Source organism: Flavobacterium sp. (genome assembly GCF_013822155.1).
GTDB lineage: Bacteria > Bacteroidota > Bacteroidia > Flavobacteriales > Flavobacteriaceae > Flavobacterium.
Genome location: NZ_PNJW01000034.1, coordinates 12,386 through 33,000, shown reverse-complemented (window position 1 = coordinate 33,000; position 20,615 = coordinate 12,386). Strand labels below are relative to the sequence as shown.

The window sequence follows — 20,615 nt, the reverse complement described above, 5'->3', positions numbered from 1 at the left end:
AATCGTAGTTCTTGGTTAATGATTTGTGTTTTGTCGTTTGTAACGTTACACTTTATTATCTTTATTGAAAAATTTTATATTCAATTACAAATTTTCAGACCTATAGCTATGACGCTTAATACGTTTGCCTATTTTGCTTTTTATAAATTTATATTGGTTATTGAAAAATCAACGGCTAATTAAATTTTATTTTCTTTTTATGAATGACTTTCACTTTAATAAAAATTTTAAAATCTTCACTACATTATTTGTTTTGCTGACTTTGATTTTGTCATTTGTAACTTATCAAAAATACCAATCGTTGGAATTTTATTTTAGGTTGATTTGCATTCCTTCTTTGATGGTTTTGTATTTTGTCACCTCTGAACAAAAAAACAAGTTGTATTTGTTTTCATTGGCTTGTGCAACTGTTTCAAATGTCTTTTTTCTTTCTAACGAATCCATGTTTTTAAAATATGGTTTGATAGCTTTTTTAATTTATAGAATTATTACTTTAATAATTGTAATAAAAAAATCACAGAAGCTGACCCTTTTTTCAGTAGCCATTGGTAGTATATTTTTCTTATTCCCACTCTTGTATTTTATTGTGTTGATTGAAGATTCGGTAGGGCAAAGTTTTTTTGTAGGGTTGATAAATATCGTATTAGTTTCTTTTTTAGGAGGAATGGCACTCACTAATTATTTATTGGAAAATAATTTTAAACATATTTCGCTATTGACTAGTACGTTGCTGTATACCTTTTTAGTGCTGATTTTTGTAATTCAAAAATTTTATGTGTTTATTCAAGTATTAGATCCTATGGGAATAATCGTTTTGATGGCAGCTCATTATTTTTTCTGCGTTTATTTATTATTGGCTGAAAAACAAAAAGATTCGAATCAATAAATACAATTATTTAAGTCAATAATAGCGATTTGTTTCTTTGAAGGACATTTTTTATTACGGTATATCACTATGTCAGAACATTAGACAATTATGGATTTACCTTGCGAAATTACGGTTGAGTCTGAATCGAAATAAAAGTCTATTCGTCCTAAATTAATTCCATAGCAACCTACTTGATTCACTAAAACATCTTTTCCGTCCAAATTTTTATGAATTGTTGGTTTGTCTAAGAAAGTATGGGTGTGTCCGCCGATTATCAAATCAATATCACGGGTTAGGGATGCTAATTTCACATCACTTATTTTAGAAGGTTCATCTTTATAGGCATAACCCAAATGGGACAAACAAATAATTAAATCACATTTTTCATCATGTTTGAGTTTTTTTACCGTGTCCAACGAGATTTCAACCGGATCAAGGTAAACAGTTTCTTTATACATTTTTTTGTCAACTAACCCTGCTAATTCAACTCCTAAACCAAATACGCCCACTTTAATTCCATCCTTTCGAAAGATTTTATAAGATTTTACAAAACCATTCATAACGGTATTTTCAAAGTTATAATTAGCGGAAAGAACGTCAAATTTGGCATGAGGCATTTGAGCAGCTAAACCATCAATTCCGTTGTCAAATTCATGATTTCCGATAGTGGTTGCTTCGTAACCCATTTTTGACATTAATTTGTATTCCAATTCACCTCCGTAATAATTAAAATAGGGTGTTCCCTGAAAACTATCACCGGCATCTAAAAGTAAAACATTTGGATTTTCTTGTTTGATTTTTTCAATTAAAACAGCTCTTTTTACAACACCACCCATGTTTGCATTTTTTGGATGATTAGCAGGAAATGGATCGATATGACTATGAACATCGTTCGTATGCAATATGGTTAAATGTTTGGTTTTTAGTTGTTCAAAACTAGTCAATGACAATCCTCCAAATCCCACTAAAGCAGTTCCGGCAGCTGTATTTTTTATGAATTCTCTTCTTTTCATAAACTATTTTAATTTGGATTGATAATAATTCTCGGAACAGATGAAGCTTCAACCGTGTTAACCTCTTTAAAGTAATCAATCAGTATATTTCTAATTTTATAATCTAAATCAAAGACTCCTTCATTGGTTAAAAAAAATCGCATATTATCACCTCCATTGGCTAAATAATCGGAAGTAGCTACATAATAAATAGTATTTAAATCCAGTTCTTTATCTTGAATCATGATGGATTTGACAAGAAGATTTTTGTCTAGAATTAATTTTATTCCACTTAACGGATGGGGTTTTTTCTCTTTAATAATATGGGCAACAAGTTCATGAATTTGACTTCCTTTTAAGGCAATTACCACCATATTATTTTCAAAAGGCATGACCTCAAAAGCAGTTCGGGTGGTAACATTTCCTTTAGGAATAATAGAGCGAATTCCACCATGATTTAATAAACAAAAGTCGATTGATTTATTGAAGCGTTTTGAAAAAATTTTGTTGCTTTCGGATAAACAAACATCAGCCATGAAATTTCCGATATTCGTTTGCCATTCCCCTTTGCTTTTGTCTAATGTTTCCGGACAAAAAGCTAAAACACTGTCTAAATCTTTGTTGATATGTTCTCGATAAGGTTTTATAAAGTTTTCTAATTCAGGTTGTTCAGCTGTTGGGTCAGAAACTCCAATTTGTTTGCCTTCAATTTTTACAATTTCATAGGATGTTTTGCAACCGAATAGTAGTAAAGAAAATGTTATAATTAACACAAAATGTTTCATTACAACGATATAGTTTTTTAGTTTTAGCATCGAAAAAACAACTTTAATTCAGTAATTTTGTAAACCAAGTAAAGGTACAATGTTTTTAAAATTTTTCAAGAATTTTTCCGCAAAAAGAATAGTAAAAAAAAGTTCACTCAATGTTAATTCAACTATTTCTGATAAGCCAATTGAAACAGTAGGTTTGCTGATAGACGAAACATTTTTTACAGAAAAAGATAAATTGATTCAACAATTAGTTTCAAATGGAATTGAAGTAAAAAATCTTACCGTATTGGCTTTTAAAAATAGTTATAAAAAGAAAGAAATAATAGATTATCCTCACTATAGTAAAAAAGATGTTTCATGGTTAGGGACGATAGAAAAGAAGGAGGCACTTGATTTTATAGCGAAAGATTATGATTTATTGATTAGTTATTATGATGTTAAAAAAACTCCTTTAGTGATTGTGACGCATCAGTCTAAGGCCAATTTTAAAGTTGGATTCACCTCAGTAGATAAACGTTTGAATCATTTTATGATTGAAACTCAAGTTGAAAAATATAGTGTTTTTATAGATGAACTATTTAAATATTTACGAATACTAAAAAAAATATAATATGCAATCTCTAATTGGAACGGGTGTGGCCTTGGTTACACCATTCAAAAATGATTTTTCTGTTGACACACAAGCGTTAACCCGAATAGTAAATTTTCAAATTGAAGGAGGAATAGACTACCTGGTTGTTTTAGGAACAACAGCAGAAAGTGCAACATTAAATGAGGAGGAAAAAAATTTAGTTATTGAAACCGTAATCAAAGCCAATAAAAACAGATTGCCTTTGGTTTTAGGAGTTGGAGGAAATAATACTTACAAAGTAGTCGAAGAGTTAAAAACGCGTGATTTATCACCTTTTGTGGCGGTTTTGTCGGTTTCTCCATATTATAACAAGCCAACTCAGGAAGGAATTTATCAGCATTTTAAAGCAGTTGCAGAAGCTTCTCCTATTCCTGTTATTTTATACAATGTTCCCGGAAGAACAGCAAGCAATATGGCTCCTGCTACTGTTTTTAGATTAGCTCAGGATTTTAAAAATATTGTTGCTATTAAAGAAGCAGCGGGCGATATTGTTCAAGCCATGAAATTAATCCAAAATAAACCCAATGATTTTTTGGTTATATCGGGAGATGATATGATTACCTTGCCAATGGTTTTAGCCGGAGGTGCAGGAGTTATTTCTGTAATTGGAGAAGGATTTCCAAAAGAATTCTCAACAATGGTCAGATTTGGTTTAGAAAGAAATGTGGAGGAAGCTTATCAACTTCATTATCTCGTTGCCGATGCAATTGATTTGATATTTGAGCAAGGTAATCCTGCCGGAATTAAAGAGGTTTTCAAAACACTAGGATTGTGTGAAAATACAGTAAGACTTCCTTTAGTTAATGTAAATGAAGACTTAGCAAATAGAATCCGACAAATGGTAAAAAAAGTTTTAAATTAATTTATACAAAATATAATAACCAAAAGAAACATTATGTTATCATCAAAAGTATTAGAAGCATTAAATAAGCAAATTAAAATGGAAGGTGATTCTTCTCAAGTTTATTTAGCAATGGCATCTTGGGCTGAGGTACAGGGATTTGAAGGTATTTCAACATTTATGTATAAGCAATCAGATGAAGAACGAATGCATATGTTGAAATTAATCAAATATGTAAATCAAAGAGGGGGTGAAGCTACAGTTGGTTCAACTTTAGAACCAAAATTAGATGTTACCAATTACAAAGCTTTGTTTAAACAACTGTTGGAGCATGAAATAAAAGTGTCTGAAAGTATTAATAATTTAGTTGGAATTACACTGGATGAAAGAGATTTCGCAACACATAATTTCCTTCAATGGTATGTTGCAGAGCAAATTGAGGAAGAAGCAACAGCCCGTTACATCTTGGATAAAATCAATTTAATTGGTGACGACAAAGGAGGTTTGTATCTATTTGACAACGAAATGAAAAATTTTGTGAGTCCGATGGCACCTGCAAAATAATTTATGTTAATCTAAATATAAAAGTAGCTTTAATTTAGGCTACTTTTTGTTTTTTTACACCTTTAAAAGACTATGAAAAAAATGTTTTGTAGTCTGCAATTAATAACTAAATTTGCAGTTCGATTTTTTAAGTAAGTTTTACTTTAGAATCTGCCATTAAAACCCATCTAATGAATAAATTGTATTTTATTTTCATTTTTGCTTTAATCGTCACTTCTTGTGGACCATATCAAGCTGCTATGAAAAGCGAAGATGTTGGCATTAAATATACAATGGCCGAATCAAAATATAATGAAGGAAAATATGAAAAAGCGATTCGTTTATTTGATCAAATCGCTCCCGCATACAGAGGCAAACCACAAGCCGAAAAGTTGTTTTACATGTATGCTCAAAGTTATTTTTTAACAAAGCAATATTATTTGGCCGGTTATCAATTTGAAAGTTTTGTATCTTCTTACCCAAAAAGTGAAAAAGTTGAAGAATGTGCATATTTAGGAGCTTATTGTTATTCTAAATTATCACCTGTTTATTCATTGGATCAAGTGGATACCTACAAAGCAATCGATAAAATGCAGGGTTTTATTGATAATTATCCGGAATCAGTTCTACTTGCTGAAGCTAACGTTATTGTAAAACAGTTAAGAGAAAAAATTGAAAAGAAGGCTTTTGAAAACGCAAAACAATATAACACCATTTATGATTACAAATCAGCTATCGTAGCTTTGGATAATTTTATTTCAGATTATCCGGGTACACCATTTAAAGAAGCTGCGTTGTATTATAAATTTGATTCTGCTTATTATTTAGCAATCAATAGCGTTTCAGAGAAGGTAGAAGAACGATTAAAAAGTGCAAAAGAGGCTTACGATAAATATATTAAGCATTCTAATTCATCAGAATTTAAAGAACAAGCAGATGATTTAATGAATAAACTAAATCAAAATTTACAACAATTTTCTAAATAGATACATGTCATGGATTTAAAAAAAACGAATGCTCCGGTAAACACAATTACGTATGATAAAAGAGTAATTGAAGAACCTACAGGGAATGTTTACGAAGCTATTACCATTATGGCTAAAAGAGCAAATCAAATTAATTCTGAAATTAAAAAGGAATTAATTGAAAAATTAGAAGAGTTTGCTACCTATAATGATAGTTTAGAAGAAATTTTTGAAAACAAAGAACAAATTGAAGTTTCAAAATTTTATGAAAAATTACCTAAACCACATGCGTTAGCTGTTCAAGAGTGGTTAGAGGGAAAAATTTACTACAGAGATACTACAAAATAAAACGCTATGTCAGTTTTAAAAGGGAAAAAAGTGCTACTGGGTGTAACCGGTGGAATTGCTGCCTATAAAACTGCTTCCTTAGTTCGATTATTTATAAAAGCAGGTGCCGAGGTACAAGTCATCATGACACCTGCTTCTAAAGAGTTTGTGACACCATTAACTCTTTCTACACTTTCTAAAAATCCTGTATTTTCTGAGTTTTATAATGACGAAAATGAATCGGACAATCAAAATGCTACTTGGAATAATCATGTTGAATTAGCCCTTTGGGCAGATTTGATGTTAGTAGCTCCTACAACTGCGAATACCTTAGCAAAAATGGCTAATGGGAATTGTGATAATTTATTGATGGCTACCTATTTGTCCGCAAAATGTCCGGTATATTTTGCCCCTGCAATGGATTTAGATATGTATAAGCATCCAACTACAATAGCCAATTTAAATAAATTATCGCTTTTTGGAAACATTATGATTCCTGCAGAGCATGGTGAATTAGCTAGTGGCTTATCCGGTGAAGGCAGAATGGCAGAGCCTGTAAATATTATTTCCTTTTTAGAAAATCATTTGCTTCAACAATTACCTCTAAAAGGAAAAAAAATATTAATAACTGCAGGTCCTACATACGAAGCGATAGATCCTGTGCGTTTTATAGGAAATCATTCAACAGGAAAAATGGGTTTTGATATTGCCTTTGAAGCTGTACAATTGGGTGCTGAAGTTATTTTAGTGACCGGACCAAGTCATTTTCAAAATGATAATTCAAGTATAAAGTTAATTCGCGTGACATCTTCAGATGAAATGTATGAACAATGCCATCTATTTTTTGATAAGGTTGATATTGCTATAGCAGCAGCAGCAGTGGCGGATTATAAACCAAAACAAATAGCTAAACAAAAAATAAAAAAAACTGAAGCAGCATTTTCCATTGAACTTGAAAAAACGAAAGATATTTTAGCTTCCTTAGGGAAAATTAAAACGAAACAATTTTTAGTAGGTTTTGCATTAGAAACTGAAAATGAAATTGAACATGCCAAGTTGAAGATTCAGAAAAAAAACTTAGATTTGATTGTTTTAAATTCGCTTAATGATGAAGGTGCCGGTTTTGGTAAAGCGACTAACAAAATTACATTTATTGACAAATCATTTAAAATTGAACCGATGCCATTAAAACCAAAGGAAGAAGTGGCTAAAGATATTTTAAAAAAAATAATAGGGTTATATCATGCGTAAAATAATCGTTGTTCTTGTTTTAATGCTGTTTGGATTTATTCAAGCTCAAGAACTTAATTGTGTTGTAAGTGTAAATTCTGAACGGGTTACGGCAAATACACAACAGGTATTCAAGACGTTAGAAACATCATTAAATGATTTTGTTAATAAAACAAAATGGTCTAATCAAAGTTTTGATCAAAATGAACGAATTGAATGTTCCATGTTTATTAATGTTTCAGAAGTAGATAATACCACTTTTACGGCGACTATTCAAATTCAATCTTCCAGACCTGTTTATAACTCGATATATTCATCACCAATATTTAATTATAACGATAAAGATTTCACATTCAAATATGTTGAATTTGAAAGTTTAAATTTTAATCCCAACTCATTTGACTCTAACTTAGTTTCAGTGGTTGCCTTCTACAGTTATATTATGATGGCCTTAGATGCAGATTCATTTGAACCTTTAAAAGGAACCAGGTATTTAGAGATGGCCCAAAACGTGATGAGTGTAGCTCAAACCGGTGGTTATAAAGGTTGGTCTCAAACGGATGGTTTACAAAACCGCTATTATTTAATCAGTGATTTGTTGTCCAATACGTTTAATCCAATCAGACAAGCCTATTTTGAATACCATGCGAATGGTCTTGATAAAATGGCAGATGATGTGAAATTAGGAAAAGAGAATGTGAAAGCAGCACTTTTAAATCTTTCAGCAATTCATTCAGTTAGACCAAATGCATTTTTAACCCGAGTGTTTTTTGATGCAAAATCTGATGAAATAGCCGATATTTTTTCAGATGGGCCCAGTATACAAACTACCGAATTAGTTGATAATTTAAATCGACTTTCTCCCTTAAATGCGTCTAAATGGTCAACGATAAAGTTTTAATAACTTTGTTTAAATAATCTCATTTTTACTTCTATCTTCTTCTGATTAATTGAGTACATTGCAGTTGTTTATTTGTATTCAGAATAGTTATGCTAACTTCATTATCCATAAATAATTATGCTTTAATTGACAAATTATCCATTGATTTTTCAAATGGATTTTCAACTATTACCGGTGAAACCGGAGCAGGAAAGTCAATTCTACTGGGAGCACTTGGATTAGTTTTAGGGAAAAGAGCAGACTTAACTTCACTTAAAAATAAAGAAGAGAAATGTATAATTGAAGGGCATTTTTCAATTGAAAAATATGCTTTAAAAGATTTTTTCGAACTTAACGATTTGGATTATGAAGATTTAACTATTATTCGACGTGAAATTCTTCCTTCGGGAAAATCAAGAGCTTTTGTAAATGACAGTCCCGTTAATTTGCAAACCTTGGTTGAACTCAGCGAATATTTATTGGATATTCATTCGCAACATCAAACTCGGGAATTAACCGAAGAGCAATTTCAGTTTCAAATAATTGATGCTGTCGCTTCAAATCAGAATTTATTAGTTGATTATCGTCATAAATTGAAAAATTACAAATCACTTTTGAATACCATTGAGCAACAAAAAGAATTATATGCAGAAGGTTTAAAAGAGCAAGATTATTTAGCATTTTTGTATACGGAATTGGAACAAGCTAAATTAATTGATGGTGAACAAGAAGAAATGGAAATTCAATTAGAAAAATTGAATAACGTTGAATTAATTAAAGAACAATTAGAAAAAAGTTTATTATTATCTGACAATGAACAGTTTGGAATACTTCAGCAAATAAAAGAATTTAAAATTGCCATCCAAAAAATTAGTCAATTTTCATCAGAATACGCTTTGCTTTATGAGCGTATTGAGAGTATTTCAATTGAACTGAAAGATATTGTAAATGAAGTAAATCGTTTTTCTGATTCCGTTGATAATGATCCGGAGAGATTAGCATTAATTACTCAAAAACTTCAATTAATTTACACTTTACAAAAAAAACATCAGGTTAATACCGTTGGTGAATTGCTTCAAATTCAACAAGAATTGAATGGAAAAGTGAGTTCTTTGGAAACGTTAGAAAAATCAATTTTGGAACTTGAAAATCAAATTCAGAAGGAGCAAACAATTTTGATTGATTTAGCTAAAAATATTCACCTTAACAGAAAAAACAGCCTACCAAGTTTGACAAAAATGCTTATTTCTATTTTGAGTCAGCTAGGCATGCCAAATGTGCAATTTAATATTGAGTTGACATTTTCGGACACCTTTTTTTCAAACGGAAAAGATACTATTCAGTTTTTGATTTCGACCAACAAAGGATCTGATTTTGGACTACTGAAAAAAGTAGCCTCCGGTGGTGAGATGTCTCGAATTATGTTAGCTGTTAAAGCAGTTTTAGCTCAATATTCAAGTTTGCCAACCCTAATTTTTGATGAAATTGATACCGGTGTTTCCGGTGAAATTGCTAATAAAATGGGAGATATTATGAAGGAAATGAGTAAGAATATGCAAATTTTTGCCATCACTCATTTGCCACAAATTGCTGCCAAAGGTAATTTTCATTACAAAGTTTTTAAATCTGATTTGGGAGACAAGACAAAATCTGAAATTATATTGTTAAATAATGACGAAAGAATCATCGAAATTGCTCAAATACTTTCAGGGAATTCTTTATCTGATTCAGCCATAAATCATGCAAAAGCATTGTTAAACTGATTTTTTAACTATATTTGAAACGTCATATAAATTAAAATTAAAATAGGTATGTATAATTTACTAAAAGGAAAAAGGGGAATTATATTCGGAGCATTAGATGAAAATTCAATAGCTTGGAAAACAGCAGAGCGTGTTCATGAAGAAGGTGGTACTTTTGTTCTGACCAATGCCCCAATTGCTATGCGAATGGGAACAATTAATCAACTGGCTGAAAAAACAGGTTCTCAAATTATTCCTGCAGATGCAACATCAGTTGCTGATTTGGAAAATTTAGTAGAAAAAGCAGTTGAGATTTTAGGTGGAAAATTGGATTTTGTCCTTCACTCGATAGGAATGTCTGTGAATGTTAGAAAAGGAAACCATTATACAAATCAAAATTATGAGTTTACTCATAAAGGTTGGGATGTATCCGCAGTTTCTTTTCATAAAGTAATGCAGGTTTTGTATCAAAAAGATGCCATGAATGAGTGGGGAAGTGTTGTAGCCTTGACATACATGGCTGCTCAACGTGTTTTTCCCGATTATAACGATATGGCTGATAATAAAGCTTATTTAGAATCTATCGCGAGAAGTTTTGGTTATTTCTTTGGCAAGGATAAAAAAGTTAGAGTTAATACAATTTCTCAATCGCCAACACCAACAACTGCCGGACAGGGAGTTAAAGGTTTTGACGGTTTTATTACCTATGCCGATAAAATGTCGCCACTTGGTAATGCCACTGCTTTAGATTGTGCTAATTATACGATAGCAATGTTTTCAGATTTAACCAAAAGAGTGACATTGCAAAATTTATATAACGATGGCGGATTCTCAAATATGGGTGTAAGTCAGGATGTTATGGAATATTTTACAAAAGAATAACAAAGAGTTTTATAAAAAATCATACCCACAATACAATTTTGTGGGTATTTTTTTTTATATTTAACCTTTGAATTTTAAACTTTATAAATATGAAAAAAATTACATTATTTTTATTAATGCTGTTCAGTGTTACTGCATTTGCTCAGTTTCCTGAAAGTTTTGAAACTACGGTTCCTCCTGCCGGTTGGGCCTCTTTTAGAGGTACAAATGGTTTAGGAACAGGTTTTGATTGGTCTGTAACCACTGCAGCTGTATTTGTTCAAACAGGAACACAAGCTGCTTTTGTTCGCTTTGAAGATGTGACAGGTGGTTTAGCTGAAGATTGGTTAGTATCACCATTGCATACTGTTACTGCTCCAAACACCTTGTTGACCTTTTATCAAAGACAACAATACACATTAGATTATGCAACAACGTATGATATTCGTGTGTCAACAACTTCACAAACAGATCACGCTTCATTTACAACTGTGCTTACACAAACTGAGGCTGATTTGAATCTAACAACAATGACAATTAAATCAGTTGATTTGAGTGCTTATGTTGGACAATCAATTTATATTGCCTTTGTTATGACTAATGATGATGGCGACAACTGGGCAATTGATGATGTAAATATGGAATCATCAGTAGCTGCTCCCGGTTGTGCAACATTATTGACTCCTGCCGATGGAGCTACTATTCCTGTTGGTTTAGTAAACTTTTCATGGGAAGCTCCAACTACAGGGGACGCTCCAACATCATATGATTTCTATTATGGAATTGCTCCTGATGCTGTAGATACTTTTTTAGGTAATTATACTGATACTTCTATTGATGTCAATGTTAATGATTATAGTTTTACATTCTATTGGAAGATTGTTCCAAAAAATTTAGGAGGAAGTGCAACAGGATGCCCAGTTTGGACATTTACTACTCAAGATCCTCCTGGATATTGTTTAAGTGCTCCTAACGGACAATGGCCAACAGATGCTTTTACACCAACAACTTGTGATGGTTTAACAGCAAATGTAGTAACAGCAAATGGTTATGCAGGAGAGTTTTCTGTTGTGAATGTAACTTCCGGAGAAACTTATATTTTTAGTTCGGGTACAACAGATTTTATTACATTAAGTTCGGATGAAGGTGCTACTGCGACTGCTTTTGGAACTACACCGTTAACTTGGGTTGCAGATGTAACCGGAGAAGTTAGATTCTATTCTCATGTTGATGATCAATGTGGTGACGAGGCAGTAGATAGAGTTCGTTCTATCGTTTGTGGGGTAGTAACTACTGATTCACCGGATTATGTAAACCTACAGTTTCCTTCTTCGATTGATATTACACAAGGAGGTTCAGGAACTGTTTACGGCCAAATTTATGAAGCTGGTTTAACAGATGTAGAACCTGGTTATTCCGGTCAAGCTGATGGTATTCAAGCATGGGTTGGAATCAGTCCTGTTGGAGAAAACACAAACCCATCTACTTGGACAAATTGGGTGGATGCCACTCACAATGCAGCTAGTGTCGGAAACAATGATGAATATATGGCTGAAATAGGAACGGGTTTAACACCGGGTACCTACTATTATGCAACAAGATTTAGACTTAATTCAGGAGATTATGTTTATGGAGGTATTAATGCCTCTAATGATGGTAACTTCTGGGATGGAACTACTTATTTAAGTGGTGTTTTAACTGTAAACGAACCTGTTTTTGTTGGTTGTTTGAATGACCCCAACGGTCAATACCCAGACGCTACATTTACACCTGCCTGTACTGGAATAGTTGAATCAATTAATAATCTTTGTTATGCTGGAGAATATTCAAATGTGAATTTAACCTCTGGGGTTGAGTATACTTTTAGTAGTAGTATTGCAACTGATAGAATTACAATTGGTAATGCAGATGGTTCTGTTGTTTTAGCTTATGGAGTTACACCATTAACTTGGACATCTAATGTAACTGACGTAGTGAGATTCTATTTACATACTGATAATGCTTGTGGAGATAATACTACTTTCAGATCTAGAAATGTATTTTGTGGAACGCCACCTCCTGCACCTGCAAATGATGATTGTGCAAATGCGATATCTTTAACTCCTGGTGTTGTTTTTGCAGACTATGCATTAACAACAACTAGTTTGGGTGCTACTTCAAATGTGGCTGATCCACTTCCATCTTGTGGTGCATTTGGTTTTGATACTAATGGAAAAGATGTTTGGTATTCTGTTGTTGTACCTGAAGCCGGAACAATCACAATAGAAACACAAGGTAATGAAGGTTTAGTGGATACTGCTATTGAAGCTTATTCTGGGACTTGTGGATCTTTAGTTTCTATATTGTGTAATGATGATACAACTGGTTTGTTTTCAACATTATCTTTAACCGGTTTAACAGCTGGCGAAACAATTTTAATCAGAGCTTGGGGTTATAATGGATCTCAAGGTTCATTTGTGATTTCGGCATTTGATGGTTCATTAAGTGCTCCATCATTTGATAATGCTAATTTTACATATTATCCAAACCCTGTGAAAGATGTATTGAACTTATCGTATATTTCTAACATTTCAAAAGTAGTTGTTGTTAATCTTTTAGGTCAACAAATGATTACAGCTAATGTTAATGCAACACAAGGTCAATTGGATTTATCAGCTTTAGCTTCAGGAACTTATTTAGTAAAAATAACTACCGAAGATAATCTTGAAAAAACAATCAAAGTTATCAAACAATAATTTTTAATAATTTGATTTCAAAAGCCACGCCTACCGCGTGGCTTTTGTTTTTTATGCTGTATATTTGTTAAAATTTCAACATGTATTTTTCAATTATTATCCCGGTTTATAATCGTCCGGAAGAAATAGAGGAATTACTTGATAGTCTGATTATTCAAGACTACAATAAACCATTTGAAATTGTAATCATAGAAGATGGTTCTTCAATTAGTTGTGAGAATATAATTTCTAACTATTCAGATAAACTAACCATAGCTTATTTTTTTAAAGAAAATTCGGGACCGGGAGATTCCAGAAATTTTGGTATGAAACGAGCAAGAGGAGATTATTTTATCATTTTCGATTCCGATTGCATTATTCCGACAAATTATTTATCAGAAGTAGAATTAGCTTTGAATAGTGATTATATTGATTGTTTTGGTGGACCTGATAAAGCGTTGGACAGTTTTTCTGACATTCAAAAAGCAATTAATTTCAGCATGACTTCGTTTTTAACTACCGGAGGAATACGTGGTGGTTCTGAAAAAATTGATAAGTTTCAACCTAGAAGTTTCAACATGGGAATTTCTAAAAAGGCATTTGAAGCATCGGGAGGTTTTGGAAATATTCATCCGGGGGAAGATCCTGATTTATCAATTCGATTATGGAAATTAGGATTCAATACAAAATTATTGACAAAAGCCTATGTTTATCATAAACGCAGAATAGATTGGTCTAAATTTTACAATCAAGTATTCAAATTTGGAAAAGCACGTCCAATTTTAAACAGTTGGTATCCTGAATTTAGTAAACCTACTTTTTTCTTACCAACCCTGTTTATTATTGGTTTGGATTTGGCAATCATAGTTATGTTTTTTGGTCTTTTTTATCCTATTTTATTTTATGTTTTTTATTTTTTGCTTTTGTTTTTTGTGTCTTCAATTTGTAACAAAAGTTTAAAAATAGGATCTCTTAGTTTAGTTGCAGCCTTAATTCAATTTTATGGATATGGTTTTGGTTTTTTAATTTCGTTTATTTTAATAACCATTTTAAAGAGAAATCCCAAAACTGAATTTCCGGAATTGTTTTTTAAATCAAATTAAAATGACTAAAATCATTGGTTTAACGGGAGGAATAGGAAGCGGAAAATCAACTGTGGCTAATTTATTTATGTCAAAAGGTGTTCCTGTTTATATTGCCGATACAGAAGCTAAAAAATTAATGGAAACAAAAACTATAACTAATAAAGTAGCCAAATTTTTCGGAAATGAAATACTGGTAAATTTAAAAATTGACAGGGCAAAATTGGCTAAATTAGTATTTAATAATCCTTCAAAACTTTCTGAATTAAATAACATTGTTCACCCTGAAGTGCAAAAGCATTTTCAAAATTGGTTAATGAGTAAAAAGGATTTTCCATTTGTTATTAAAGAAGCTGCCATTTTATTTGAAACCGGTGGCAATAAGCAATGTGATAAAGTTATTACGGTTGTTGCACCGCAAGAACTCCGAATTCAAAGAGTAAAGGAAAGAGATAAAGTAACTAAAGAAGATGTTTTGGAAAGAATAAATAATCAATGGACTGATGAAATGAAGATTTCAGCGAGTGATTTTGTCATTGAAAATATTGATATTGAGAACACTAAAACGAAAGTAGATCAAATTCTTAAAGTATTAAATAATTTATAATAAAAAGGTATGATGTTAATGTTTGGTTAATCTATTAACAATACAAATGTTAAAATGTTAAATTTGTAACGATGAATAGAGTGTTATTTAGACTGTTAGTGTTTTTGATGAGTATTTCACTTATCGGAATTATTTTAGTTCAGGTTTATTGGTTTAATTCTTCTTTAGAAAACAATCAAGAACAGTTTAAATTCCATGTGAAACAAGTGTTAGGGAATGTTTCGGCTAATATCCAAGAGCAGGAGATTTTATCTTTCGTTGATAAAATAAACCAGTTTAAGGACAGTACCGGAAGCGATAAAGTTGATGCGGATTTTTTAGAATTTGGCTATTATCAACGAAATTCTCAAACAAATGAAACGATAATCTATTCGAATAGTATCAATTCACAAGATTTTACTATTTCACCCTCGTTCTTTGATAAAAAATTTGACAGTATGAAAGTGAAAAGTTTTTCTGCAAAACGAAAAACTGAAATATATCATAATGGAATTGATAAATCAAATTTGCAAAATAATTTAAGACCTGATTTAAAAATTGAAAAATCAGGAAAACTTAAGGTTTTAGACAAATTATTGTATGATATCTCTTTTAATGATATTGCATTGACTTATCCTATTCAACGAAGAGTTTCCAAAGAAAAGCTTTTCGAATTATTGAAAAGACAACTCACGGAATATGGAATAAATACTCCTTTTGAATTTGGAATTTACAGTAATGGCTTAGCGACTAAAGTAAAATCGGATAAGTTTAAATTCAATAAAAATGATACGTATAGTATTCCTATTTTTACGGATAATGATGGTAGAAGTCAATACCAATTATTAGTAAGTTTTCCGGAAAAAAAGAAATTTATTTTTTCTGATTTGATAGGGATTGCAATTCTTTCATTGATTTTTACGTTAATAATTATAATTGCTTATGCCAATGCATTGAATCAATTATTTAAGCAACGTCAAATTTCCGAGATAAAAACAGATTTCATCAACAATATGACCCATGAATTCAAAACACCTATTGCAACTATAAATCTTGCCTTAGATGCCATTAAAAATCCAAAAGTCATTGATGATAAGGAGAAAGTTCATCGCTATTTACAAATGATTCGTGATGAAAATAAGCGAATGCATGCTCAAGTAGAAAATGTATTACGAATTTCAAAATTAGAGAAAAGAGAATTAGAAATTAATAAAGAAGCGATAGATATAAATGAAATAATTAGCGATGCAATCGAACATGTGAGTTTAATTGTTGAAGATAGAGAAGGTGTAATTAATACACATTTTAGTGCAACAAGAACTTCGGTTCTTTTAAATGATGTTCATTTTACCAACGTATTTGTAAATATTTTAGATAACGCCATTAAGTATTCACCTGATAAACCTAAAATTGATATTTTTACAGAAAATGTAAAAGATTTTCTGGTAGTTAAAATAAAAGATTGTGGTGCAGGAATGAGTAAAGTAGCTCAAAAACGAATTTTTGAAAAATTCTATCGAGAGCATACTGGAGATTTACATAATGTAAAAGGGCACGGATTAGGTTTGGCCTATGTCAAACGAATTGTTGAAGAACACAACGGACAAATAGCTGTTGAAAGCGAAAAAGGAAAAGGTAGTACCTTTATCATAAAATTACCATTAATAAATTAAATACCACTAAATAAATTAACTCATGGAAACAGAAAACAAAAAAATTCTTTTAGTAGAAGATGATCCAAATTTTGGAGCCATATTAAAAGATTATCTTGTGCTAAATGATTTTGATGTCGTTTTAGCCAAAAATGGGATGGAAGGATTTGAAAAATTCAAAAAAGACACTTTTGATTTGTGTATTTTGGATGTGATGATGCCTTATAAAGATGGCTATACTTTGGCAAAAGAAATCCGAGAAAAAAATAAAGAAGTGCCATTGATATTCTTGACAGCAAAGTCAATGAAAGAAGATGTTTTAAAAGGATATAAAGTTGGAGCAGATGATTATTTAAATAAACCATTTGATTCTGAAGTGTTATTGATGAAAATTAAAGCCATCATGCAACGCAAACAGTCTGAAAGTAAAACAGACAATTTAAAATTTGAATTTCAAATTGGAAAGCTACATTTGAATTCTAAGTTACGCTTCTTAACTTTTGGTAATCAAGAACCAATTAAATTGTCACCTAAAGAAAATGAATTGCTAAAAATGTTGGCTCTTCACGAAAATGATTTGATGCCAAGAGAATTGGCTTTAACAAAAATTTGGAGAGACGATAACTATTTTACTTCAAGAAGTATGGATGTTTATATTGCCAAATTAAGAAAATACCTTAAAATGGATCCGGATGTAGAAATTCTTAATATTCATGGAGAAGGTTTCCGATTAGTTATTAAAAATAAATCTATATAAATTCTTAAAGCCTCTGAAAAGAGGCTTTTTTTTTATAATTAACTTGGGTTATATTCCAAAAGAAGAGCAAAACAATATTTGTCATTTTTCATCACTGAAATGAAATTTGGAATTTCTTCCATAGATGATACTAATTCAACTTCATCATGCCAATGTAATTCTCTTAAAAAATTCATATCAAAAGAATTGATGCCATTTTTGAGTAAAATGTTTGGGTGAATACAATCCAAACACCATTCTAAATATTTTACATTATTTGCATGATTGACAATGTCTAAATCGGATAGGAGCACTGTTTTGTTTTTTATAAACCGGGTTTGTAAATTCAAGTTAATCTTGGCAAACGATTTTTTCGTCGATAGATTTTCAGGGAAAATATCAAAATGTTCAAAGGGTAAAGCTAAAGCTTCCGGTTTTCGAAATTCCGTATTTAAAACAACCCAATACGTAAGTGAACCTGCCATTTTTGTTTCTCCAACATATAATTCCAACGCTCTTACCGAACGTGATCCTTGCATGTCAACAATCCAAGTTTTTACAGTAACGACATCTCGCCATTTGGGTAATTCAATCACTTCAACACGCATTCTACTCAAAACCCACGCTTGTTGATGCAATTGCATATCACTAAAACTTAAGCCTCCCAGTTCTGCATGATATCCCGCTGTAAGTTGTAAAATATTGCATAATTCGGTGTACTTCAACTGTCCGTTTGGATAACATTGAATGAAATTTATTTCCCAGTCTTTGGTATATACAGAAGTGAAATTAGGTGAGATTGGCATGAGATTTATTTAAAATATCTATTTTATTCGATTTCAAATATAAATGAATTACTCTCTATTCCACTAAAATCAGTTAGCATTGAATAGGTGGTGAAATTACAACCAATACGATCTGGGTTATAGGAAGTAACATTGTAAAGATTTATAGTATAAATTCCTGATTCGAGTAATTTAATGCCCATTTTACTTTTAAATTGTTCGCCTTCTTTGGTCAAAATAATGTTATTCCAATTAACTTCTCCGGATTCAACAACTGTAGTATTTTCATTTAAATAAAGTTGATAATATCCATTGTAAATGGAATTTTTTCTTAAATCAATATAGTAGGAAAGTTTTTCATCCGATTCAAATAAATCAATCGAATTTCCGGTGTTAGAATTTATTTGGTTTCGATCAACGGTTGATGAAAGCCATAAAACATCTCCAACGGAATACGTTGCTTGTGGGTTTTCGATAGTAACTAAATCCGGTTTATCAAATTCAATATAATTTCCACAGGGGTCTGGTTCTGGATCACATTGAAAAGCAAATAAAAATGGGATTAAAGAAAGAAGTAAAACTATTTTTTTCATCCGTTAGGTTTTAATTAAGATGCAATACTACCAAAAAGATTGTATGAATTTTTTTATTTTATTGATTTATTAACATAACTGATAATTGTTGAATTAGCAGTTTCAAAATCAAACCATTTCACATTTTCTGTTCGTTTAAACCAGGTTAGTTGACGTTTGGCAAAACGACGGGTATTTTTTTTGATTTCTTCAATGGCAAATTCTAAACTTGATTTTTCATCCAAATAATCAAATAGTTCACGGTAGCCAACGGTTTGTAAGGCATTCAAGTTTTTGTTTGGAAAAAGTGTTTTTACTTCTTCCAATAAACCTTCCTGTAGCATTAAATCTACTCTGCGATTAATGCGTTCATACATAATTTCCCGATTGGCTTCCAATCCGATGATAATTGGAGTGAAATTTCGTGTGTTTTTTTTCTGATTTAAAAAGGAAGAATAAGGTTTGCCGGTTCCCAAACAAACTTCTACAAATCGCATCACACGTTGCGGATTTTGTAAAGTCTGGGGATTTTCTGTACTTAGTTTGTTGAAATATACAGTATCTAATTGTTGCAATTTTTGTTGTAAAAATTCCAAGCCTTTTTCTTCATAATTTTTTCTGACTTCTTCGCGAATTGACGGTGCAATATCCGGAAAATCATCAAAACCTTTCAAAACCGCATCCACATATAATCCCGAACCACCCACCATAATTTGGATTTTGTTTTTTTGAAAAAGTTCGTCTAATTTTTCTAATGCTTCCCGTTCAAAATCACCTACCGAATAATTTTCGAAAACAGATTTGTTTTGAATAAAATGATGTGGTGCTGATTTTAGTTCTTCCTCATAAGGAACAGCCGTTCCGATTTTCATTTCTTTGAAAAATTGCCGGCTGTCGCAAGAAATAATCTCGCAACCAAAATGTTTGGCAAATGCAATACTCAAAGCTGTTTTGCCTATAGCTGTTGGTCCAATAATGGTAATAAGATAGTTATTTTTCATCTAACGAATGTCCGCAGTTCTGACAATATTTAGCCTCTGATAAATGGGTTTCTGAACCACATTCAAAACAGTGTAATTTATTTGGTAAAGGTAATTTTGATGCACTGTTTTTGGCCATTTCTGCGGTGACAATTCCGGTAGGAACCGCAATAATTCCGTAACCCATAATCATAACAAGTGAGGCAATAAATTGTCCGAGTGGTGTGATGGGTGAAATATCGCCGTAACCAACAGTGGTTAAAGTAACGATGCACCAATAAATACTTGTTGGAATACTGGTAAATCCGGCTTCTGCTCCTTCAACCACATACATTATAGAACCAATTACGATGCAACTAATGAGTACGAAATACATAAAGACAAGTATTTTTCCTCGACTGGCAACAATTGACTCTTTTAAATGTACCGATTGTCCGGAAAATTGCGGATGATTCAATATTTTGAATAATCTGAGTAATCGCAAGGCCCTAATGGTGGTAAAAATACTTGTACCTGAAATAAAGAAGGAGAGATACATAGGAAGAATAGCTATTAAATCAATAATTCCATAAAAACTTAAAACATATTTTAATGGTTTATTAATGGAAATAATTCTCAATACGTATTCTATACTAAAGAAAATGGTAATCACCCATTCTAAAAAAACAAGTTGTTTGTGGTATTTCACATCAAAACCTTGAACAGTTTCGAGCATCACCAATAAAACACTTAAAAGAATAATTCCCAATAAAATCAAATCAAATAACCTTCCGGAAACCGTATTTGTTCCGTAAATGATTATATGGATTTTTTGCCTGAAAATTTCAAATGCTGATTTTACTGATTTCATGATTT

22 protein-coding genes are annotated in these 20,615 nt (G+C 31.5%); 16 read left to right on the top strand and 6 right to left on the bottom strand.

All coding sequences use genetic code 11. From position 1 onward, the window contains the following. The coding region (locus C0512_RS09690) for a hypothetical protein (RefSeq protein ID WP_290861011.1) at positions 1-183 on the top strand (183 nt) is incomplete at its 5' end. A gap of 16 nt (positions 184-199) precedes the next feature. Beyond that, complete coding sequence (locus C0512_RS09685; RefSeq protein ID WP_290861009.1) at positions 200-886, top strand: hypothetical protein; 687 nt, start codon at positions 200-202, stop codon at positions 884-886. An 80-nt stretch (positions 887-966) separates the two neighbouring features. Here C0512_RS09685 and C0512_RS09680 read toward each other — a convergent pair whose 3' ends face one another. Then, positions 967-1,881, bottom strand: a complete 915-nt coding sequence (locus tag C0512_RS09680; protein ID WP_290861007.1) for a bifunctional UDP-sugar hydrolase/5'-nucleotidase — start codon at positions 1,879-1,881, stop codon at positions 967-969. A gap of 8 nt (positions 1,882-1,889) precedes the next feature. Beyond that, positions 1,890-2,645: a 5'-nucleotidase C-terminal domain-containing protein gene (locus C0512_RS09675; RefSeq protein ID WP_367160822.1), complete on the bottom strand. Its 756-nt coding sequence runs from the start codon at positions 2,643-2,645 to the stop codon at positions 1,890-1,892. A gap of 79 nt (positions 2,646-2,724) precedes the next feature. On the opposite strand from C0512_RS09675, the gene C0512_RS09670 reads away from it, so the two are divergent. The 14 genes from C0512_RS09670 to C0512_RS09605 all read left to right on the top strand — a co-directional run bounded on the left by C0512_RS09670 (position 2,725) and on the right by C0512_RS09605 (position 17,444). Further along, a complete protein-coding gene (locus C0512_RS09670; RefSeq protein WP_290861003.1) occupies positions 2,725-3,243 on the top strand; it encodes a hypothetical protein in 519 nt (172 codons plus the stop codon). Position 3,244: 1 nt separating this feature from the next. Continuing rightward, on the top strand, positions 3,245-4,126 hold the full coding sequence (gene dapA, locus C0512_RS09665; RefSeq protein WP_290861001.1) for a 4-hydroxy-tetrahydrodipicolinate synthase: 882 nt from the start codon (positions 3,245-3,247) through the stop codon (positions 4,124-4,126). 33 nt (positions 4,127-4,159) lie between these two features. Next, positions 4,160-4,669 (top strand): ferritin, encoded by a 510-nt coding sequence (locus tag C0512_RS09660; RefSeq protein ID WP_290860999.1) that lies wholly within the window; start codon positions 4,160-4,162, stop codon positions 4,667-4,669. Positions 4,670-4,839: 170 nt separating this feature from the next. Next, positions 4,840-5,634 (top strand): outer membrane protein assembly factor BamD, encoded by a 795-nt coding sequence (locus C0512_RS09655; RefSeq protein ID WP_290860997.1) that lies wholly within the window; start codon positions 4,840-4,842, stop codon positions 5,632-5,634. A gap of 9 nt (positions 5,635-5,643) precedes the next feature. Next, positions 5,644-5,961 (top strand): DNA-directed RNA polymerase subunit omega, encoded by a 318-nt coding sequence (locus tag C0512_RS09650; RefSeq protein WP_290860995.1) that lies wholly within the window; start codon positions 5,644-5,646, stop codon positions 5,959-5,961. Between the two features lie 6 nt (positions 5,962-5,967). Continuing rightward, positions 5,968-7,191, top strand: a complete 1,224-nt coding sequence (coaBC, locus tag C0512_RS09645; RefSeq protein ID WP_290860993.1) for a bifunctional phosphopantothenoylcysteine decarboxylase/phosphopantothenate--cysteine ligase CoaBC — start codon at positions 5,968-5,970, stop codon at positions 7,189-7,191. Further along, a complete protein-coding gene (locus C0512_RS09640) occupies positions 7,184-8,071 on the top strand; it encodes a DUF4835 family protein (protein ID WP_290860991.1) in 888 nt (295 codons plus the stop codon). The genes coaBC and C0512_RS09640 overlap by 8 nt, the downstream gene beginning before the upstream one ends. Positions 8,072-8,160: 89 nt before the next feature. Then, on the top strand, positions 8,161-9,813 hold the full coding sequence (recN, locus tag C0512_RS09635) for a DNA repair protein RecN (protein ID WP_290860989.1): 1,653 nt from the start codon (positions 8,161-8,163) through the stop codon (positions 9,811-9,813). Between the two features lie 48 nt (positions 9,814-9,861). Continuing rightward, positions 9,862-10,674 (top strand): SDR family oxidoreductase, encoded by an 813-nt coding sequence (locus tag C0512_RS09630; RefSeq protein WP_290860987.1) that lies wholly within the window; start codon positions 9,862-9,864, stop codon positions 10,672-10,674. A gap of 89 nt (positions 10,675-10,763) precedes the next feature. Then, entirely contained in the window at positions 10,764-13,388 is a 2,625-nt protein-coding gene (locus C0512_RS09625; RefSeq protein ID WP_290860985.1) for a choice-of-anchor J domain-containing protein, read from the top strand. Between the two features lie 80 nt (positions 13,389-13,468). Then, positions 13,469-14,470 (top strand): glycosyltransferase, encoded by a 1,002-nt coding sequence (locus C0512_RS09620; RefSeq protein ID WP_290860983.1) that lies wholly within the window; start codon positions 13,469-13,471, stop codon positions 14,468-14,470. Between the two features lies 1 nt (position 14,471). Further along, positions 14,472-15,056 carry a dephospho-CoA kinase gene (gene coaE / locus C0512_RS09615; protein WP_290860981.1) on the top strand — a complete coding sequence of 195 codons (585 nt, stop codon included), beginning with the start codon at positions 14,472-14,474 and terminating at the stop codon, positions 15,054-15,056. A gap of 71 nt (positions 15,057-15,127) precedes the next feature. Continuing rightward, positions 15,128-16,708 (top strand): HAMP domain-containing sensor histidine kinase, encoded by a 1,581-nt coding sequence (locus tag C0512_RS09610; RefSeq protein ID WP_290860979.1) that lies wholly within the window; start codon positions 15,128-15,130, stop codon positions 16,706-16,708. Between the two features lie 22 nt (positions 16,709-16,730). Then, complete coding sequence (locus tag C0512_RS09605) at positions 16,731-17,444, top strand: response regulator transcription factor (protein ID WP_290860977.1); 714 nt, start codon at positions 16,731-16,733, stop codon at positions 17,442-17,444. Between the two features lie 38 nt (positions 17,445-17,482). On the opposite strand, the gene C0512_RS09600 is transcribed toward C0512_RS09605, so the two are convergent. From C0512_RS09600 to C0512_RS09585, 4 genes are read right to left on the bottom strand one after another with little or no spacing between them, the layout of a single operon-like run. Then, complete coding sequence (locus C0512_RS09600) at positions 17,483-18,229, bottom strand: acyl-ACP thioesterase domain-containing protein (protein WP_290860975.1); 747 nt, start codon at positions 18,227-18,229, stop codon at positions 17,483-17,485. Positions 18,230-18,252: 23 nt separating this feature from the next. Continuing rightward, a complete protein-coding gene (locus C0512_RS09595; RefSeq protein WP_290860973.1) occupies positions 18,253-18,801 on the bottom strand; it encodes a hypothetical protein in 549 nt (182 codons plus the stop codon). Positions 18,802-18,854: 53 nt separating this feature from the next. Beyond that, entirely contained in the window at positions 18,855-19,781 is a 927-nt protein-coding gene (miaA, locus tag C0512_RS09590) for a tRNA (adenosine(37)-N6)-dimethylallyltransferase MiaA (protein WP_290860971.1), read from the bottom strand. Continuing rightward, positions 19,771-20,610 (bottom strand): ion transporter, encoded by an 840-nt coding sequence (locus C0512_RS09585; RefSeq protein WP_290860969.1) that lies wholly within the window; start codon positions 20,608-20,610, stop codon positions 19,771-19,773. Before C0512_RS09585 ends, miaA begins: the two co-directional genes overlap by 11 nt. Between the last annotated feature and the right edge of the window lie 5 nt (positions 20,611-20,615).

Excerpts from the sequence above, each read along its gene's own strand:
- C0512_RS09685 (WP_290861009.1), top strand. The coding sequence starts at position 200 with ATGAATGACTTTCACTTTAATAAAAATTTTAAAATCTTCACTACATTA.
- C0512_RS09680 (WP_290861007.1), bottom strand. The coding sequence starts at position 1,881 with ATGAAAAGAAGAGAATTCATAAAAAATACAGCTGCCGGAACTGCTTTA.
- C0512_RS09675 (WP_367160822.1), bottom strand. The coding sequence starts at position 2,645 with ATGAAACATTTTGTGTTAATTATAACATTTTCTTTACTACTATTCGGT.
- C0512_RS09670 (WP_290861003.1), top strand. The coding sequence starts at position 2,725 with ATGTTTTTAAAATTTTTCAAGAATTTTTCCGCAAAAAGAATAGTAAAA.
- dapA (WP_290861001.1), top strand. The coding sequence starts at position 3,245 with ATGCAATCTCTAATTGGAACGGGTGTGGCCTTGGTTACACCATTCAAA.
- C0512_RS09660 (WP_290860999.1), top strand. The coding sequence starts at position 4,160 with ATGTTATCATCAAAAGTATTAGAAGCATTAAATAAGCAAATTAAAATG.
- C0512_RS09655 (WP_290860997.1), top strand. The coding sequence starts at position 4,840 with ATGAATAAATTGTATTTTATTTTCATTTTTGCTTTAATCGTCACTTCT.
- C0512_RS09650 (WP_290860995.1), top strand. The coding sequence starts at position 5,644 with ATGGATTTAAAAAAAACGAATGCTCCGGTAAACACAATTACGTATGAT.
- coaBC (WP_290860993.1), top strand. The coding sequence starts at position 5,968 with ATGTCAGTTTTAAAAGGGAAAAAAGTGCTACTGGGTGTAACCGGTGGA.
- C0512_RS09640 (WP_290860991.1), top strand. The coding sequence starts at position 7,184 with ATGCGTAAAATAATCGTTGTTCTTGTTTTAATGCTGTTTGGATTTATT.
- recN (WP_290860989.1), top strand. The coding sequence starts at position 8,161 with ATGCTAACTTCATTATCCATAAATAATTATGCTTTAATTGACAAATTA.
- C0512_RS09630 (WP_290860987.1), top strand. The coding sequence starts at position 9,862 with ATGTATAATTTACTAAAAGGAAAAAGGGGAATTATATTCGGAGCATTA.
- C0512_RS09625 (WP_290860985.1), top strand. The coding sequence starts at position 10,764 with ATGAAAAAAATTACATTATTTTTATTAATGCTGTTCAGTGTTACTGCA.
- C0512_RS09620 (WP_290860983.1), top strand. The coding sequence starts at position 13,469 with ATGTATTTTTCAATTATTATCCCGGTTTATAATCGTCCGGAAGAAATA.
- coaE (WP_290860981.1), top strand. The coding sequence starts at position 14,472 with ATGACTAAAATCATTGGTTTAACGGGAGGAATAGGAAGCGGAAAATCA.
- C0512_RS09610 (WP_290860979.1), top strand. The coding sequence starts at position 15,128 with ATGAATAGAGTGTTATTTAGACTGTTAGTGTTTTTGATGAGTATTTCA.
- C0512_RS09605 (WP_290860977.1), top strand. The coding sequence starts at position 16,731 with ATGGAAACAGAAAACAAAAAAATTCTTTTAGTAGAAGATGATCCAAAT.
- C0512_RS09600 (WP_290860975.1), bottom strand. The coding sequence starts at position 18,229 with ATGCCAATCTCACCTAATTTCACTTCTGTATATACCAAAGACTGGGAA.
- C0512_RS09595 (WP_290860973.1), bottom strand. The coding sequence starts at position 18,801 with ATGAAAAAAATAGTTTTACTTCTTTCTTTAATCCCATTTTTATTTGCT.
- miaA (WP_290860971.1), bottom strand. The coding sequence starts at position 19,781 with ATGAAAAATAACTATCTTATTACCATTATTGGACCAACAGCTATAGGC.
- C0512_RS09585 (WP_290860969.1), bottom strand. The coding sequence starts at position 20,610 with ATGAAATCAGTAAAATCAGCATTTGAAATTTTCAGGCAAAAAATCCAT.